Genomic DNA, 17024 nt, shown 5'->3' on the forward strand with positions numbered 1-17024 from the left:
CCGTAGTGCGCAATATGACCACTTCTGATGAAATAGTCAGATGTAGTCGCTCTGACGTCAAGACCCTCATACTTGATCAAATAATCAGATGTCCGGGCTGCCGCTCATCACCCGGCGCCCCCGTCCCGCTCCATCGGGACGAGGGCGCCGTGGCCGCGCGGTTCAGAGTTGGATGGACAGGTGGCGGGGCCCACGGAGCATGGCGTTCTGCCGGTACGGGGGCGGGTCTTCGATCAGGCGGGCGCTGCCGAGGTGGGGAATCAGCGCCCCGAGCGCGGCGTACGCCTCGACGCGGGCCAGGGGGCCGCCAAAGCACACGTGAATACCACTGCCGAAGCCGAGGTGCTGGTTGTCCACGCGGGTGGGGTCGAAGCGGTCGGGCTCGTGGAACCGCATGGGATCACGGTTGCCCGAGGCCAGCGCCAGAATGACGGAAGCGTGTTGCGGGATCTTGATGCCGGCGACGTCCATGTCGGCGCGCGGGACACGCTCGCGCATGTGGACCGGGGGCTCGTAGCGCAGCAGCTCCTCCACCGCGCGCGGCAGCAGGTCCGGTTCGCGGCGCAGGAGATCCAGCTGCTCGGGCTGGCGCAGGAAAGTGAGCGCCCCGTTGGTGATCAGGTTGACCGTCGTCTCGTGCCCGGCGATGAGCAACAGCACGGCGGTCTCGGCGAGTTCCTCCTGGGTGAGTCGCAGGGTCGGGTCCGGTTCGTTGATGAAGGCGGAGAGCATGTCGTCGCCCGGATCGCCGCGACGCTGCTCGGCGAGGTTGACCAGGTACCCGCCCATCTCCATCCGCGCCTGGTCGCCGGCTTTGTCCGTCTCGGTGGAGTCATCGTCGGGCCTGACGTCGGCAGCTGCGACCAGCGCATCCGACCAGGCCCGGAACAGCGGCTCGTCCTCGCGCGGTACGCCGAGCAGCCGGCAGATCACCGTGACGGGCAGCGGGTAGGCGAAGTCGTCGACGATGTCGATCCGCCGGCCGGCCTCGAAGGACGCCAGCAGTTCGCCGGTGATCCGGTCGATCTCGCCGCGCATGGAGTCGACCCGGCCGGGGCTGTGCGGCGGGCCGAACGGCCGCATGGCCAGGGTGCGCAGCCTGTGGTGTTCGGGATCGTCGAGCCGCAGGAACGGAGGCTTGTGGGTGACATCCCCCCGGGTGCGAGGGTCGACACTCATCCGCGGGTCGTGGAGCAGAGCGGCGATCTCGTGGTAGGTGCCGATCAGGTAGCTGCCGTCTGTCTGCTGTGCCACGGGACCGGCCTCGCGGAGTTCCGCGTACAGCGGGTAGGGGTCGGGGCGGCTGGCGTAGTCGGTGATCCGTGCCAGCAGGGTCTCGGATTCCATGGCGGATCCTCGTGGTCGGCGGGACGCGGGCTACACCACGGTCAGTCTGCGGTCGGGAAGATGGCCGGTGAGCGCGACGGTCGGGCCGTGGGACAGCCCCGACGGATCCGGCACGAGAGAGGGAATCGGAATGTCTGCCGCGATCGCCCGGTCCTGCGCGCCGGGCGGCGGCGGGAAGGGAGCAGCCGTCTCGATCAGGTGCCGGTAGTAGTCGAGCGACTTGGCCATGTCGACGGTGACCGCGGCGGTGACCCGGCCCTGGTAGCCGTAGACCATGGCCAGACGTCGTGCCTCCAGGGAGCCCTGGGCGATGACCACATGGTCGGAGTAGGTGGGGACGCCCACGGATTTGATGTTGAGGCCGAACTGGGTCGACCAGAACGACGGGATGGACAGGTGCGGTCGCCGCAGCGGCCCGGGGTTGACCATGTTGTGGGCCGCCACCCCGGCCTGCTCCACCGCGTTTCCCCAGTGCTCCAGGGACAGCATCTGGTAGCCGAACAGTGGGTGGGGGAAGCGGGAGACGTCACCGGCCACGAAGACGTCGTCCGTGACGATCCCGTACATGTTGAAGGCCCGGCACCCGGCGTCGCAGGCGATCCCGCGCGGGCCTGCCGCAAGGCCGGAGTCCGCCAGCCATTCGACATTGCGGATCGCACCCAGCGCGACGACGCACACGTCCGCGTCCACACGGCTGCCGTCGGACAGCTCCGCGCTGGTGAAGCTGCCGTTCCCGCGCAGGGCGGTGACCGTCACCCCGGTGCGCAGGTCCACGCCATGGTTGCGCTGCATGACGGCCGCGAGTTTCGACAAGGTGCCGCCGAGGGCGCCGACCAGGGGCGCGGGGCCGCGTTCGGTGACCGTGACCTCAAGCTCCAGCTCCCGGCAGGCCGAAGCGATCTCCGAGCCCGTGAAGCCGCCGCCGATCACCAGCACCCGCTCCGGCCTCGCATCCAGCCGCTCGGCCAGCCCCGCGGCGTCCTCCCGGGTGCGCAGGGTGAACACCCCGTCCAGGGCGGCTTCCTCCGAGTTGGGCCAGGGCCGCGCCCGGGTCCCGGTGGCGATCAGCAGCCGGTCGTACGGCAGCGGCTCCCCGTCTTCCAGCAACACTCGTTTCGCCAGCAGGTCCACACCGGTGGCGCGCACGCCCAGACGCCACTCGGCGTCAGGATCCCGGCGCATCGGCAGCTCGGTGGTGTCCGCCGTCGCCTGCCCTAGCAGCACCTGCTTGGACAGCGGCGGCCGGTCGTAGGGCGCATGGGGTTCGTCCCCGACCACGGTCAGGGAGCCGGTGAAACCCTCCTCGCGCAGCACCTCTGCGGCCCTGAGCCCGGCCAGCGACGCGCCGACGATGACGATACGGCCGGCCTTGAGGTCATCGGCCACCAGTGCTCACCTCTTCTCCCAGGAGGATCGCCTGAACCGGGCACGCCGCCGCGGCCTGACGCACGCGTTCGACCTGGTCGCCGGGAACGGCTGTGGCGTACAGCAGTCCCTCCTCGCCGTGCAGCTCGAACACCTCCGGCGCGAGGAAAACGCACTGTGCATAGCCCTGGCAGCGCGTGAGGTCGACAACGGTCCGCATCTCCACCACTTCCTCCGTTGTCTCTCCCCCTCGTTTCCAGCATGAGCCGGGAAACGCAGGCCCGCACGTCGCGGCTGCGGAACGCAAACCCCGGCGTGCCGATGAGGCCAGGAATGGCCAACGCTCTTGAAGTAAGCATCAGTTGTCGGCTTGGCCAGCTGAGGGCGCCTCGGTGACTCACACCACTTCGACGTTTCCATACAACGTATGGTATTAATGGCGAGGAGATTCCATACAGCGTATGGAAATTCTGGCCCGGACCACACCCGGCGCTACACATCGCCTGCCCGTACAACCGGGCGGTGCAGATCACGCCAATCGCGAAGGAAAGATCATGAAGAAGCTGACGAAGCGCATCGCTGTCACCGTTTCCTCCATCGCGGTCGCGGGTGTCGCCGTTCTCGGTGCCGGGAGCACCGCCTCGGCCGCGACTCCTGCGCCCGCACACGTCCACCGCCCGGCTGTCAGCGCCAAGGCCGTCGACTACCAGTGGGACCACGGAGTCGGCTACCTGCTCGAACAGGGCTACTCCTGCGACGGAATCCGCGGCTGGCACCAGGACCACCACGGCACCGACTCGCCCCGGCACGACTGCGACGGCCTCTCCTACCGCGGCGGTCACTTCTACCGCGGGGAGGGTGAGTGACATGGCTGGAAGCCCGTCGGCGACAGGGACACACTCGCTGGTCAGGGATCACTGGTCCCTGGCCGCCGCCCGGGCCGCCCGACTGAGGGCCCTGCCCACGCGCCGCCGCCTGCGGATACCCATCGGGCGTCGCGGGCCCACGTCGCCCAGCTGTCGCGACGGACACACGAATTGCGCGGTCCGGCCGACCGGGCCCTGCTGTGACACCCCTCTCCGCCACCTCTTCGTCGCCGGCCGGACGGCGGGGTACGACCGAGGCAGAGGCGCCATCGACTGGGACACCGAACTGGCTGCGCCTGCGGGCCATGCTTCGGCGCGTCGAAGTCGACGGTGCACCGCCGGTCCTGCATCTGGGCCGGCCGGCGTCCAGGGACGGCTGCACCGGAAGGTCCTCGAGATGTTCGGGCCAGTGCCTGGTCGGCCTATCCCGACGACGATCGCCCGGACAGCCGGACGGCAGCCCTGTCACTGACATGCCGGCCGGTAAGGCCCGCCCCGCTGTTCGCCACCACTTGGCCGGGTCCGCAACACAAATGCACCGGCAGCGGCTGCCCCGGGACGGTCTTCCCGGATGTGCTGGCGGCTCCCAGTGCGTCGCGGACCGAACGCGCCCGGTCAAGGGCACCCCAGGCCGCGACGCCTCAGGAGCAGGGACTCAACGGCCAGGGCCCCGGCTGTCACGGTCGGCGGCAAGCCGGCTTTCCAGGCCCGCGATGAGAGTGTCCATCACCAGGCGGAACCTGCGGTCCTGGACAGGCCCTGCCGGGTCTGCCTCCGTGGACTCGTCTTCGCCGGCAACGAGACCGGGGGGCTTGAGGCTCGCCCACTGCTGAAGCGAGCCGTTGAGCTCGGCGGCGAGAACCCCGACGACGACGGCAACCACCAGAGCAGCGGCCTCCGAGACCTCCGACTCCGGCACTCCCGCGGCGGCCACGATCGCGGTGAGCGCGGTCCAGAACGGATCGTCGGGCTGGATGAAGTCCGGCTGATGGCTGAACGAGTAGGCCATCAGCTCGGGGTGACGATGCGCCAGCGTACGGAAGTCCGTGGCGAGCAGGCGGACGCGCTCCTGCCAGGGAGCGTCCTGAAGCGTCACGGTGCGGAACTGGGCGCCGACCATTCTCGTCACGCCACGCAGCACCGCTTCCTTGTTCGGCACGTGGTGGTACAGCGACATCGGGTTCGCATCGAGCTCGGTGGCAAGTTTGCGCATGGTGAGCGCCTCGACCCCGTCCTCGTCGATCAGCCGCAGGGCGGCGGCATAGATCCCGGCCTCGGTCAGAGGCACGTCTCTCTTCCTCGTTCCCCGCGGGGGACGCCTCACCTTCTTTTCCATACCTCGTACGGTATCAGTTTCATACACCGTACGGAAATGACCTTGATCACAGCGGTCAGCGGCACCGCGGAGGGTTGCGTCGAGTTTCCATACGTCGTACGGTACTCATTCCATACGGCGTATGTTTCCGTGCGGCGCCACGGCATTGACCAGCGCACCGCGCCCTTGCCCATCCCCTCCCCACACAGGAGCACGCGATGACCACGAACTCCGCGAACGACCTTCGCCCTATCCGGTCCCCGCGCGGGATCCCCCTGCTCGGCCACACGCCGCAGATCCCCGACACCAACCCCGTCGAGTACTTCAACGAACTGTCCAAGCAGTTCCCCGAAGGCATCTACGGCATGGACATCGCCGGCATCGAGCAGGTCTTCGTCTATGACCCGGACCTGGTGGCCGAGGTCTGCGACGAGACGCGGTTCTTCAAACAGATCGAGAAGACGCCGCTGAACCATGTGCGGGACTTCACGGGGGCGGGGCTGTTCACGGCCCACCAGCACGAAGAGGAATGGGCCATGGCCCACCGGATCCTCCTGCCGGCCTTCAGCCAGCGGGCCATGAAGAACTACTACGGGCAGATGCTGGAGATCGCCCAGAACCTGGTCGGCAAGTGGGAGAGCCGGGAGGGACAGCCGGTCAACATCACCGACGACTACACCCGGCTCACCCTGGACACCATCGCTCTGTCGGGTTTCGGCTACCGGTTCGGCTCCTTCGCCGAGGAGGAGCTGCACCCCTTCCTCAACGCGCTCCTTGAGTCGCTGATCGAGTCGCTGCGGCGCTCCCAGGAGCTGCCGATGATGACCAGGCTCCGGAAGGCGGACGACAGGAAGTACCGCGAGAACATCCAGCTGATGCGCGACCTGGTCGAGAGCGTGATCAAGGAGCGTCGTGAGGGGAAGGGCAGCGGCGAGGAGGACCTGCTCGGCCTCATGCTGGAGGCCACCGACCCGGAGACCGGCGAGCTGCTGGCGGACGACAATGTCCGCGACCAGGTGGTGACCTTCCTCATCGCCGGTCACGAGACCACCAGCGGCCTGCTGTCGTTCGCGACGTACTCGCTGATGCGCAACCCGCACGTCCTGGCGCAGGCGTACGCCGAGGTGGACCGCCTGCTGCCCGGAGACACGGTCCCGGACTACGACACGATCATGCAGCTCGACGTCATCCCGCGGATCCTGGAGGAGACCCTGCGCCTGTGGGCTCCCATCCCGATGATCGCCAAGGCGCCCATCGACGGCACCGTCATCGGTGACCGGTACGAGCTGAAGAAGGGGACCAGGGCCAACATCCTCATGGGCGCGCTGCACTCCCACCCCAAGGCGTGGGACCGGCCGGAGGAGTTCGACATCGACCGGTGGCTGCCGGAGAACCGTGCCGAGCAGCACCCGCACGCCTACAAGCCGTTCGGTAACGGTGTGCGTGCCTGCATCGGCCGCCAGTTCGCGCTCACCGAGGCCCGTCTGGCGCTGGCGCTGGTGCTGCAGAGGTTCAGGTTCTCCGACACCACCGACTACAAGATGGACGTCCGCGAGGCGCTGACGCGCAAGCCCGGCGACTTCCAGCTGGTCGTCCGCAAGCGTCAGGAGCACCAGCGGACCGTGTTCGGCGTCGCCGACCTGCAGGCCGGCGACACGCAGGCGCAGACAGCGGTCAGCGGCGTCGGGGTGAACCTGACCGTCGCCTACGGCTCCAGCCTCGGCTCCTGCGAGGACCTGGCGCGCACCCTCGCCGACCGCGGTGAGCGCTCCGGGTTCGGCACCACGCTGACGAGCCTGGACGACCTCGGTGACAACCTGCCTACCGAGGGCCTGCTCGTCGTCGTCGCCGCCAGCTACAACGGCAAGGCGCCGGACAACGCCCAGCGCTTCGACGACCTGCTCGCCGCCGGCCTGCCCGAGGGTTCACTGTCCGACGTGCGGTTCGCGCTGCTGGGCGCCGGCAACACGCAGTGGGTGGCCACCTTCCAGGCATTCCCCAAGCGGGTCGAGGAAGGTCTGCTGGCCGCCGGCGCCACCCCATTCGTCGAGCGCGGCATCGCGGACGCCGCCGGTGACTTCGACGGCATGGCGAGTCGCTGGATGGACACCCTGTGGGCCACCCTGGCCGAGGAGTACGCCGCCGACACCTCCGCGGCGAGCGGCCCGCGCTACCAGGTCCAGCTGCTCACCGAGTCCGACGTGCGCCCCGCCATCGTGTCCGAGCAGGCATACCCGCTCACGGTGGTGGCCAACGAGGAGCTCGTGGCCGACGCGACCGGCCTGTGGGACTTCCAGATCGAGCCGCCGCGCCCGTCCGCGAAGTCCATCACCGTCGAGCTGCCCGACGGTGTCACCTACGACACCGGCAACCACCTGGCCGTCTTCGCCAAGAACGAAGCCGCCCTGGTCAACCGCGCGCTGGCCCGGCTCGGTGTCGAGTACGGCCAGGTGCTCCGGCTCGACCAGCCCGGCGGCGGCCGCACCCACCTGCCGGTCGGCGTGCCCGTTACCGCCGGCATTCTGCTCACCGAGTTCCTGGAGCTGCAGGATGTGGCCACCCGCTCCCAGATCCGGACCCTGGCCGAGTACACCCAGTGCCCGTGGACGCGGCCGCAGCTCCAGGCGTACGCGGCCGACACGGAGGAGGCCGAGGAGCACTACCAGAAGGAGATCCTCGGCAGGCGGGTCTCGGTGCTGGGCCTGCTGGAGCGCTTCCCCGCGGTCGAGCTGCCGCTGGCGGTGTTCCTGGAGATGACGGGGCCGATCCGGCCGCGCTTCTACTCCATCTCCTCCGCCCCGTCGGCCAACCCGCGCCAGGTGCGCCTGACCGTCGGCCTGTTGGAGGGCCCGGCCCTGTCCGGCGACGGCCAGTACCGCGGCACCTGCTCCTCCTACATCGCGGGCCTCGCGCCCGGAGACGTCGTCTACGGCTACGTTCGCGTGCCCTCCCCGACGTTCGCCCCGCCGGCCGACCCCGCCACTCCGCTGATCCTGATCGGTCCCGGCACCGGCATCGCGCCGCTGCGCGGCTTCCTGGAGGAGCGGGCCTGGCAGCACGCCGATGGCACGCAGGTCGGTCCGTCGCAGGTCTTCGTCGGCTGCCGCCACCCGGAGCACGACTACTTCTACCGGCAGGAGATGCAGGGCTGGGAGCGGGCCGGGATCGCACAGATCCACACCGCCTTCTCCGCGGTGACCGGCCACCCGGCCCGGTTCGTGCAGAACGCCATCGCGGGCGCCGCCGACACGGTGTGGCAGGCCATCGAGGACGGCGCGTGCATCTACGTCTGCGGTGACGGCCGCCGCATGGCCCCCGCAGTCCGCGAGGCCCTCGCCGCCGTCCACCGTCAGAAGACCGGAAACGACGACGAGACCGCTCAGCAGTGGCTCGCCCGGCTCGAGGCCGACGAGCGCTACCAGCAGGACGTCTTCGCCTGACCGTCGCACGCCGTCAAGGCGTGTGCCCCCCCAGCCGCCGGGAGGCGTGCGGCACACCCGCTGCCGGCCGTACGCCTCCCGGCCACCACAAACCCCTCGGACACCGCATAGCACCCATCGGCCCGAACCGCCGAGTGCCGCTCGCAGAAAGCTGATCTTCATGGACACCATGCTCGCCGGACGCTTCCACCTGGACAGCAAGAAGTTCGCCGTGGAGGAGGTCCCCATCCCCGTGCCGGGCCCGGGCGAGGTACTCATCGAGGTGAAGGCCGCAGGCGTCTGCCTCTCGGACGTCCACCTCCTCGACGGCTCCCTCGTCCCCCTCTTCGCCACCTCCGACACGGTCACCGTCGGCCACGAGGTCGCCGGTGTGATCCACACCCTCGGCCCCGGCCTCAAGCGCGGTCTGTCCGTCGGCACCCGCGTCACCCTGGAGGCCGGCAAGACCTGCGGCCGGTGCTCCGGATGCGTGCGCCGCCGCCCCTGCACGCAGATGCTCACCGCCGGCATCGACTACGACGGCGGCTGGGCCGAGTACGTCATCGCCCGCGAGGACACCCTCATCCCCATCCCCGACGCCCTCCCCTTCGACCAGGCCGCGATCATCCCCGACGCGGTCTCCACCCCCTACGCCGCCGTCGTCGCCACCGCGGGCGTCCGCCCCGCCCAGTCGGTCGGTATCTGGGGGGTGGGCGGAGTGGGCGCGCACAACGTACGCCTCGCCCGCCTGGTCGGCGCCGCGCCGATCATCGCCGTCGACCCGCTGCCCAGCGCCCGGGAACGCGCCCTGGCCTTCGGCGCGGACCACGCCCTGGACCCGGCCGCCCCCGACTTCGCCGACCAGGTACGCGCGGCCACCGACGGACGGGGCCTGGACTTCGCCTTCGACTGCGCCGGAGTGCCCGCTGTCCGCGAGCAGGCCGCCTCCGTGCTCGGCCTGGGCGGCTCCCTGATCCTGGTGGGCATCACGCCCAAGCCGCTGACCATCACCGAGGGCCTGACCTTCAACTACCTGCAGAAGCAGGTGCGCGGTCACTACGGCGGCTTCCCGGAGTCGGTCTCCGAACTGGTGCGGCTGGCCGCAGCCGGCCGCCTCGACCTGGCCCCCTCCATCACGGACCACATCCCGCTCGTCGACGCGGCCGACGCGGTCAGCCGCCTGGAGAACAAGATCGGCGACCCGATCCGCCTCATCCTCGTCCCCTGACACCCGTCAGCAGGACACCAAGCCACCTCGGGCAGGGGTGAGTGGGCGCCGGTGCTTGAGGGAGCACCGGCGCCCAAGGTTTTCCCGCAGCCAAGAACTCGGAGCGACGGAGTCATGCAGAGGACCGATATCCCGGGCCGCACCCCGCAGCGCAGTAACGCCCGCTCGAACCACAGACGCATCCTCGGGACCGCTCGACGGACACTGCGTGACGACCCCGACGCGAGTCTCGACAGCATCGCTGTGGCGGCCGGCGTCACGCGGCGCACCCTCTACGGACACTTCCCCGGCCGGCAAGCGCTGATCGACGAGCTGACGCACGAAGCAGGCCAAGCGCTTCAGCAGGCGTTCGCCGCAGCCCGTACGCCGGATGCTGATCCGCCTGAGGCGATGGCGCGGATGGCCCTGGCGGCATGGGCGGTGGGCGACCGGTTCCGCATGCTCATCTCCTTGGGGCGTCGCCATCCGGGAGGGGATGCGGTCCACGCCACCCTGGCACCGGCCCGTGAGGAGGCCATCGCGACCATCCGCCGTGGCCAGCACCAAGGCGTGTTCGCGGCCCACGTCCCAGCCCCGGTCCTCGCCCACGCGCTGGAAGCGCTGATGCTGGCCCTCGCCGAAAAGAACGGCGCGGGCACCTGGACCGATCCCTCGGGCGAGGCCGCCGCGACCGCGTTCCTCGTGGCCGCCGGCGTGGCACCGCAGGCCGCCGCACGCCAGGTGCAGGACGTGATGAATGGTTGACGCCCTCCCGGGGGGACCCTTCGCGGTCCGCATGATGTCGGCTGCCGAGCTGTCAGTCGAGGCCCGGCAGAGGACGTCGGGTGACCTCGTGGGCGTCGTCCGGGGCGATGCCCAGCATGCGGAGAACCATTTCGGCCAGGTCGGAGGCGACCTCATCTCCGTCGATGTCGGGGCGGGCCAGTCGTAGCGCCACGAGGGACAGCAGGGTGCCGCCCAAGGCGGACAGGGCGGTTGTCGCGTTGCGGCAGGTGAAGCGGCCCGAGGCGATGCCGTTCTCCAGGTCGCGCAGGGCTCGCGGGGCGAGCCCGCGGTCGGAGTGGATGTAGGCCAGACCGCGGTCACGCAGGATCCGCATGAGTTCAGGGTGGGAGTCGGCCATGCGGGCGGTGAGCCGGAAGCCCACGGCGACGAGTTCGGCCGGGTCGTCGATTCCTTCTACGCGCTCGTCTATGACCTGCCCGAACTCGTCCAGGGCGTCTGTCACCGCGGCGTCGAACAGCTCCGTCTTCGACTCGAAGTGGTTGTAGAAGGAGCCGAACCCGACATCCGCGCGCTCGGCGATCGCCTGGATGCTGACGCTGGTGTCCCCGGTCTCCGCGAGGATCTGCCGGGCCGCGCGGACGAGCGACTGACGAGTCTCGGCGCGGCGCCGCTCGAAACGGTTCTTGGGCAGGGCTGACGTCGGCATACCGCGAGTGTAACCACCGCCGCGATGAGTCTGCCATTACTGATGAGACCATCAATTATTTGGGCTGTACCTATTGACGATGAGAAGCGCCAGAGTTGATGATTTCCTCATTACGGCAGTGTTGCTTGGAGGACACCATGTCCCACACCCCTGTTAACAAGGGCGCTCACCAGACGCCTCACCAGGACCTTCACAGTGAGCAGGGCTCCCTGCGCGGAGAGCACCACGGACGAGCCCGCAATCCCGTGATCAAGGTGGCGGACCTGGCCTGGCTGGAGTTCGAGAAGCCGGACCTGGACCGGGCCGAGGTGTTCGCCCGAGACTTCGGTTTCGCGATCGTCGCCCGCACCGACCACGAACTGTGGCTGCGCGGCACGTTCGCGGGCTCACCCTGCATGGTCATCCGGCGCGGGCGCGCCTCCCGCTTCCTCGGGCCGGCGTTCCGCGCGGCCGAGCGGGCCGACCTGGACCGGCTGGCCCGCACCACCGGCAGTACCGTCCGGGACATCGGCGTACCGGGCGGTGGGCAGTCGGTCGCCCTGCTCGATCCCTCTGGCCTGCCGGTCCGGGTGGTGCACTGCGCCGAGCGGCTGCCCGCGCTGCCCGAGCAGGAGCCGCTGATCCTCAACTTCGGTACCGATCACCGTCGTACGAACGCCACCCAGCGGCCGCCCCGCGAGCCGTCCCATATCCAGCGGCTGGGCCATGTGGTGCTGGAGACACGGACGTTCGCCCGCACGCTGGACTGGTATCTGGACACCCTCGGGATGATCGTGTCCGACTTCCTGTTCCTGGACGGGCAGCGCGGGCGCGGGCCGACGATGGCGTTCATCCGCTGCGACCAGGGCAGCAGGCCCGTGGACCACCACACCCTCGCCCTGCACCTGGGCCCCGGTACCGGCTACGTCCACTCCGCCTACCAGGTCACCGACCTGGACTCGATCGCCGTCGGCGGGGAGTATCTGGCCGAGCGCGGCTACCGGCGCAGCTGGGGCATCGGTCGGCACATCCAGGGCAGTCAGCTCTTCGACTACTGGCGCGACCCCGACCACTTCATGCTGGAGCACTTCGCCGACGGCGACCTCTTCTCCTGCGACCTGGAGCCCGGCTGGGCGCCGATGTCGGCGAGCGGCCTGGCCCAGTGGGGGCCACCCGTCACCCGCGACTTCCTGGGCACCAACCCCTCCCCCGCCAAGCTCCGCGAGGTCATGACGGCCCTGCGCGACGACAACGAACTCGACCCCGCACGCCTGCTGGGCCTGATGAAAGCGATGAGCTCATGAGCACCAACGTTCTGCGTACCACTGGGGGCACCTCCCGCTCGAGCGAAGCCGAGAGTGGGGGAGGCTGGTGGGTCGTCCGGGACGAACGCGCCGTCCGCGTCCGGACCAAGGCCGTCACGACCGCCGAACTGCTCGCCGACCGGGATGCGGTCCGCGAGGCCGCCGCCTGCGCCGAGAGCGGCATGCCCGTCGCCGACCTGGTGGCGCTGCCTCCGGTCACCACTCCGTGCCGGGTGGTCGCCCAGATGGTCAACTACCGCAGCCACGCCAAGGATTCAGGCTTCACCGGCGACATCCCGCCCACCTTCTTCCGCAAGGCGTCCGGCTCGGTCAGCGGTCCCCACGACACGATCATCCGACCCACGCACGTCAAGTTCCTCGACTACGAGGTGGAACTCGGCCTCGTCATGGGCGCGACCCTGCCCGTGGGCACCGTCGTCGAGGAACAGGACCTGCCGCGCTACGTCGCCGGCCTCGTCCTGACCAACGACGTCAGCGCCCGCGACGTCCAGCTGACCAAGACCCAGTTCTACGAGAGCAAGTCCTACCCGACCTTCACACCGACGGGTCCGTACCTGGCCCTGCTGGAACCCGAGGACTTCGCCCACCTGCTGAATCTTCGGCTGCGGCTGTCGGTCAACGGCGTGTCGCGCCAGGACCGCACGCTCGCCGACATGATCGTACGGCCCGCACAGGCGCTCACCCTGCTCGCCCGCTTCCAGACCCTCGACCCGGGCGACCTGCTGCTGACCGGCACTCCCGGCGGCACGGCTCTGAAGGCCCCGCCCAAGGCGGCCGAGAAGATCGCTGCGCTGCTGCCGCCCGCACTGAAGTGGAAGGCGTTCTTCAAGGGCCAGGCCAAGAACCCCAAGTACCTGCGCAGCGGTGACCTCATCACCGCCACGATCGCCACCTCGGACGGACGGATCGACCTCGGCGAGCAGCGGACCGCTGTGGCGGACGCGACGTGAGCGCCGCATCCCGGCGACCGGTGGTGATCATCGGTGCGGGACCCGTCGGAGTCACGGCCGCGCTCCTGCTCGCCCGGCACGGGGTGCACAGCCTCATCCTGGAACGCCACCGGGACGTCTACCCCTTGCCGCGTGCCGTCGTCGTGGACGACGAGATCCGCCGGATCCTGCAGAGCGTAGGTGTACACGAGGAGTTCGCCGCCCTCGCCCGACCGGCGCGCGGCCTGCGACTGCTGGACTCCCGGCACCACGTGATCGCCGAATTCGCGCGGTCGCCGCAGGGGCACCACGGCTTCCCCCAGACCAGCATGTTCGACCAGCCCGAGCTGGAACGCCTGCTGCGTGACGCCTTGGCGCGCCGCCCTGAGTGCGAACTGTGGAGTGGGGTGGAGGTGGTGTCCGTCACCCAGTCCGTCGCACGGGACACCGACGGACCGAACGATCCGACGGGCCCGGTCCGGGTCACCTTCCGGCGCGACGGCAGCGACGAGGAGGAGCACCTGTGGGCCGATGCCGTCCTCGGCTGCGACGGCGCGGGCAGTCTCTCCCGTGACGCCATCGGCGCCGTCTGGGAGGACCTGCGCTTCGAAGAGAGCTGGCGGGTCATCGACGTGTGCACCAGTCGCCCTGTGCGCACCTGGGAAGGCGCCGAGCAGATCTGCTCGCCCACCCGGCCGGCCACCTTCATGCGCGTCGGCGAGGACCGTTACCGCTGGGAGTTCCGGCTGGCCGACGACCAGGACCTGGACGGCCCGGACGGATGGGAGCGCCTGCGCGAACTGGTCGCCCCCTGGGTGGACCTGCCGTCCGACGCCTCGCAGGGCACCGGCTTCGAGGTGATACGGCAGGCGCAGTACACCTTCCGGGCCCGCCTCGCCGACCGGTGGCGCAGGGGGCGTGTCTTCTTGTTGGGCGACGCCGCCCATCTCACTCCGCCCTTCGTGGGGCAGGGGCTGTGCGCCGGCCTGCGCGACGCCAACAACCTCACCTGGAAACTCACCCGCGTCCTCCAACAGGGCGCACCCGAGGGGCTGCTGGACACCTATGAACGCGAGCGCAAGCCGCACGCCCGCCATGTGATCCGCGTGGCGGTCGCCGTCGGCTGGGCCATGACCGGCGGCCAGGACCGCGGTGCGGCGTTCCGCCGGGCGGTCGTGGGAACGGCCTGTCGCGTCCCCGGTGTGACCGCGGCGGTGAGCCGTGACCTCAGTCCGGCGCTGACCGCAGGTCCACTCGTGCGGCGCCGCCCCAGGCTGACCGGTCGCGTGCTGGCCGGCACCTTCTGCCCGCAGCCCTGGGTGCGGTACGACGGCAGGCGAGTGCGTCTCGATGACGTCCTGGGAGACTCCTTCGCCGTCCTGACCGCTGTGCCAACCACAGCGCAGATGACGGCCGTGGCCACAGCGCTGGGCGCCCCGACGATCCGCGTCGACGACCTGGGCGACGACGGCGCCCTGGCCGGCTGGCTGGCCCGCGGCCGTGCCGACGCCGTCCTGCTGCGCCCCGACCGCGTCGTGATGGACACCGTCCCGGCCGGCACCGGCGACTTCACGGACACCGTCGCGTGGGCCCCCCTGCTGCACACGGCCCGCCGTACCGCCGATGCCCGGCCCGTCTGACGAGGAGCACCACACCATGACCACCCCGCGCCCTGAGTCGTATACGGAACCCTTCTTCACTCCCGACCCGCAGTCGGCCGCCCGTAGCCGCATCGCGGACTTCGCCCGATGGGCGGCCCGGCACCGGGCCGCCGAAGGGTTTCAGGACCCCACGGACTACCGAGCCCTGCACCAGTGGTCCGTCACCGACCTCGAAGGGTTCTGGACCGCGGTGTGGGAGTACTTCGACATCGACGCGACGACCGAGTACGAGCGGGTGCTGGCCGAGGAGACCATGCCCGGCGCCCGCTGGTTCCCCGGCGCCACCCTCAACTACGTCCATCACGCGCTGCGCAACCTGCGGCCGGACGCTCCCGCGATCACCGCCCTGGACGAGACCGGGGCCGGCTATGAGATCACTGGCCGGGAGCTGCGCGCCCGGGTCGCCTCCGTCGCTGCCGGCCTGCGCGACCTGGGCGTCGGAGAGGGCGACCGGGTGGTCGGCTACCTGCCCAACACCCCCCACGCCGTCATCGCCTTCCTCGCCACCGCCAGCCTGGGCGCGGTGTGGTCGGTGTGCGGCCAGGACTACGCCCCCAAGGCCGCCGCCGACCGCTTCGCCCAGCTCGAACCCACGGTGCTCATCACCGCTGACGGCTACCTCTTCAACGGCACGACCCACGACCGCCGCGCCGCCTCGCTCGAACTCGCCGCAGCCCTGCCCACGCTGAAGGCCACGGTGCTCGTGGACCACGTGGGCCTTGAGTGGCCCGAGGGCGGCAACTCGGGGCTGAGAGTTCCCTGGGCGGACGCGGCCACCCGCGTCGAGCACCTCACCATCGCCCCGGTGCCGTTCGACCACCCCCTGTGGGTCGTCTTCTCTTCCGGCACCACCGGACTGCCCAAGGGCATCGTCCACGGGCACGGCGGGGTCCTGCTCGAACACCTCAAGACCCTCGGCCTGCACACCGATCTGGGCACCGGGGACCGCCTGCTGTGGTACACCTCCACCCACTGGATGATGTGGAACCTGGTCGTCTCCACCCTGCTGACCGGAGCCACCACCTGCACCTACGACGGCAGCCCGGTACCGCAGGCGCGTCCGGACGTCCTGTGGGAACTGGCCGCCCGTCACAGAGTCACCGTCTTCGGCACCAGTCCTCAGTACCTGCTGACCATGGCCAAGCTGGGCATCGAACCCTCCCTGCACGACCTGTCGGCCATCCGCGTCGTCGGCTGCACCGGCTCCGCTCTGCCCGCCTCCGCCTACCCCTGGGTCCGCGACCACGTGGGCGCCGACGTCCAACTGGCCTCCACCAGCGGCGGAACCGACATCGTCTCCGGCTTCGCCGGCAGCGCCTCCACGACCCCCGTCTGGGCGGGAGAGCTGTCCGGCCCCAGTCTCGGCGTCGCCCTGGCCGCCTACGACGCGACGGGCAACCCTGTCCTCGACCAGGTCGGCGAACTGGTCGTCACCCGGCCCATGCCATCCATGCCGCTGTACTTCTGGAACGACCCCGACGGCAGCCGCTACCACGACGCCTACTTCGGCGCCTACCCCGGTGTGTGGCGGCACGGCGACTGGATCACGCTCACCTCGCACGGCTCGGTGATCGTCCACGGCCGCTCCGACGCCACCCTCAACCGCAACGGCGTGCGCCTGGGCAGTGCCGATATCCACGACATCGTCGAACGCCTCCCCGAGATCACCGAGGCCCTCGTCATCGGCGCGGAGGAACCCGACGGCGGCTACTGGATGCCGCTCTTCGTGGTCCTCGCCGACGGGGTCGACCTGGACGACTCCCTGCGCGACCGGATCCGCGTCGCCATCCGCGCGGGCGCCTCACCCCGCCACGTCCCCGACGAGATCCTCACCGTACCGGCGCTCCCGCACACGAAGACCGGCAAGAAGCTTGAGGTTCCCATCAAGCGCCTGCTCCAGGGTGCCCCCGCCGAGCAGGTCCTGAACCCCGAGGCGGTCGACGATCCCGACCTGATCGCCTACTTCGCCCGCCTGGGCGCGGAGCGGAACAAGCGGTCAGCACACGACACATGACGTCGGCCAGGGGACCACAGGCCCACGTGACAGCACCGGAACCTTGTGCCCCGCCCGGCTCCGCAGACCCCGTCCCCAGGGGGTGGTGCCGGGGCGGTCAGCCCGCACCGGCACCACACACAACCGAAGTAAGAGAGAAATGAC

General features: G+C 70.0%; 13 protein-coding genes. 8 read left to right on the top strand and 5 right to left on the bottom strand.

The features are described 5' to 3' along the window. Positions 1-162 precede the first annotated feature (162 nt). From SSP29_RS47155 to SSP29_RS47165, 3 genes are read right to left on the bottom strand one after another with little or no spacing between them, the layout of a single operon-like run. Positions 163-1347 carry a cytochrome P450 gene (locus SSP29_RS47155; RefSeq protein ID WP_089107172.1) on the bottom strand — a complete coding sequence of 395 codons (1185 nt, stop codon included), beginning with the start codon at positions 1345-1347 and terminating at the stop codon, positions 163-165. Positions 1348-1377: 30 nt separating this feature from the next. Further along, positions 1378-2733, bottom strand: a complete 1356-nt coding sequence (locus SSP29_RS47160; RefSeq protein ID WP_089107173.1) for an NAD(P)/FAD-dependent oxidoreductase — start codon at positions 2731-2733, stop codon at positions 1378-1380. After that, positions 2723-2932 (bottom strand): ferredoxin, encoded by a 210-nt coding sequence (locus SSP29_RS47165; RefSeq protein WP_089107210.1) that lies wholly within the window; start codon positions 2930-2932, stop codon positions 2723-2725. Before SSP29_RS47165 ends, SSP29_RS47160 begins: the two co-directional genes overlap by 11 nt. A gap of 334 nt (positions 2933-3266) precedes the next feature. Between SSP29_RS47165 and SSP29_RS47170 the strand changes: the two genes are divergently transcribed. Continuing rightward, entirely contained in the window at positions 3267-3578 is a 312-nt protein-coding gene (locus tag SSP29_RS47170) for a hypothetical protein (RefSeq protein WP_089107174.1), read from the top strand. Positions 3579-4233: 655 nt separating this feature from the next. On the opposite strand, the gene SSP29_RS47175 is transcribed toward SSP29_RS47170, so the two are convergent. Further along, complete coding sequence (locus SSP29_RS47175) at positions 4234-4866, bottom strand: TetR/AcrR family transcriptional regulator (RefSeq protein ID WP_245883565.1); 633 nt, start codon at positions 4864-4866, stop codon at positions 4234-4236. A 245-nt stretch (positions 4867-5111) separates the two neighbouring features. Between SSP29_RS47175 and SSP29_RS47180 the strand changes: the two genes are divergently transcribed. From SSP29_RS47180 to SSP29_RS47190, 3 genes are all read left to right on the top strand, one after another. Further along, complete coding sequence (locus SSP29_RS47180) at positions 5112-8333, top strand: bifunctional cytochrome P450/NADPH--P450 reductase (RefSeq protein ID WP_089107176.1); 3222 nt, start codon at positions 5112-5114, stop codon at positions 8331-8333. A gap of 160 nt (positions 8334-8493) precedes the next feature. Next, positions 8494-9540, top strand: a complete 1047-nt coding sequence (locus SSP29_RS47185) for a zinc-binding dehydrogenase (RefSeq protein ID WP_089107177.1) — start codon at positions 8494-8496, stop codon at positions 9538-9540. A gap of 114 nt (positions 9541-9654) precedes the next feature. After that, positions 9655-10284, top strand: a complete 630-nt coding sequence (locus SSP29_RS47190) for a TetR/AcrR family transcriptional regulator (protein ID WP_089107178.1) — start codon at positions 9655-9657, stop codon at positions 10282-10284. 52 nt (positions 10285-10336) lie between these two features. Here the strand turns inward: SSP29_RS47190 and SSP29_RS47195 are convergent, their stop codons facing one another. After that, on the bottom strand, positions 10337-10972 hold the full coding sequence (locus SSP29_RS47195; RefSeq protein ID WP_089107179.1) for a TetR/AcrR family transcriptional regulator: 636 nt from the start codon (positions 10970-10972) through the stop codon (positions 10337-10339). A 137-nt stretch (positions 10973-11109) separates the two neighbouring features. Here SSP29_RS47195 and SSP29_RS47200 point away from each other — a divergent pair, with 137 nt between their 5' ends. Genes SSP29_RS47200 through SSP29_RS47215 form a run of 4 tightly spaced genes read left to right on the top strand, consistent with a single transcriptional unit; the run spans position 11110 to position 16880 of the window. Beyond that, on the top strand, positions 11110-12255 hold the full coding sequence (locus SSP29_RS47200; RefSeq protein WP_089107180.1) for a VOC family protein: 1146 nt from the start codon (positions 11110-11112) through the stop codon (positions 12253-12255). Next, positions 12252-13226, top strand: a complete 975-nt coding sequence (locus tag SSP29_RS47205) for a fumarylacetoacetate hydrolase family protein (protein ID WP_150136309.1) — start codon at positions 12252-12254, stop codon at positions 13224-13226. The genes SSP29_RS47200 and SSP29_RS47205 overlap by 4 nt, the downstream gene beginning before the upstream one ends. Next, positions 13223-14845, top strand: a complete 1623-nt coding sequence (gene mhpA / locus SSP29_RS47210; RefSeq protein ID WP_089107181.1) for a bifunctional 3-(3-hydroxy-phenyl)propionate/3-hydroxycinnamic acid hydroxylase MhpA — start codon at positions 13223-13225, stop codon at positions 14843-14845. Before SSP29_RS47205 ends, mhpA begins: the two co-directional genes overlap by 4 nt. Before the next feature lie 16 nt (positions 14846-14861). Then, positions 14862-16880 (top strand): acetoacetate--CoA ligase, encoded by a 2019-nt coding sequence (locus tag SSP29_RS47215; RefSeq protein ID WP_089107182.1) that lies wholly within the window; start codon positions 14862-14864, stop codon positions 16878-16880. Positions 16881-17024 lie beyond the last annotated feature (144 nt).

The organism is Streptomyces hyaluromycini (assembly GCF_002217755.1).
GTDB lineage: Bacteria > Actinomycetota > Actinomycetes > Streptomycetales > Streptomycetaceae > Streptomyces > Streptomyces hyaluromycini.

What these genes read in the sequence shown, in the direction of transcription:
- SSP29_RS47155 (WP_089107172.1), bottom strand. Translation starts at nt 1,347, where the DNA reads ATGGAATCCGAGACCCTGCTGGCACGGATCACCGACTACGCCAGCCGC.
- SSP29_RS47165 (WP_089107210.1), bottom strand. Translation starts at nt 2,932, where the DNA reads ATGCGGACCGTTGTCGACCTCACGCGCTGCCAGGGCTATGCACAGTGC.
- SSP29_RS47170 (WP_089107174.1), top strand. Translation starts at nt 3,267, where the DNA reads ATGAAGAAGCTGACGAAGCGCATCGCTGTCACCGTTTCCTCCATCGCG.
- SSP29_RS47180 (WP_089107176.1), top strand. Translation starts at nt 5,112, where the DNA reads ATGACCACGAACTCCGCGAACGACCTTCGCCCTATCCGGTCCCCGCGC.
- SSP29_RS47185 (WP_089107177.1), top strand. Translation starts at nt 8,494, where the DNA reads ATGGACACCATGCTCGCCGGACGCTTCCACCTGGACAGCAAGAAGTTC.
- SSP29_RS47190 (WP_089107178.1), top strand. Translation starts at nt 9,655, where the DNA reads ATGCAGAGGACCGATATCCCGGGCCGCACCCCGCAGCGCAGTAACGCC.
- SSP29_RS47195 (WP_089107179.1), bottom strand. Translation starts at nt 10,972, where the DNA reads ATGCCGACGTCAGCCCTGCCCAAGAACCGTTTCGAGCGGCGCCGCGCC.
- SSP29_RS47200 (WP_089107180.1), top strand. Translation starts at nt 11,110, where the DNA reads ATGTCCCACACCCCTGTTAACAAGGGCGCTCACCAGACGCCTCACCAG.
- SSP29_RS47205 (WP_150136309.1), top strand. Translation starts at nt 12,252, where the DNA reads ATGAGCACCAACGTTCTGCGTACCACTGGGGGCACCTCCCGCTCGAGC.
- SSP29_RS47215 (WP_089107182.1), top strand. Translation starts at nt 14,862, where the DNA reads ATGACCACCCCGCGCCCTGAGTCGTATACGGAACCCTTCTTCACTCCC.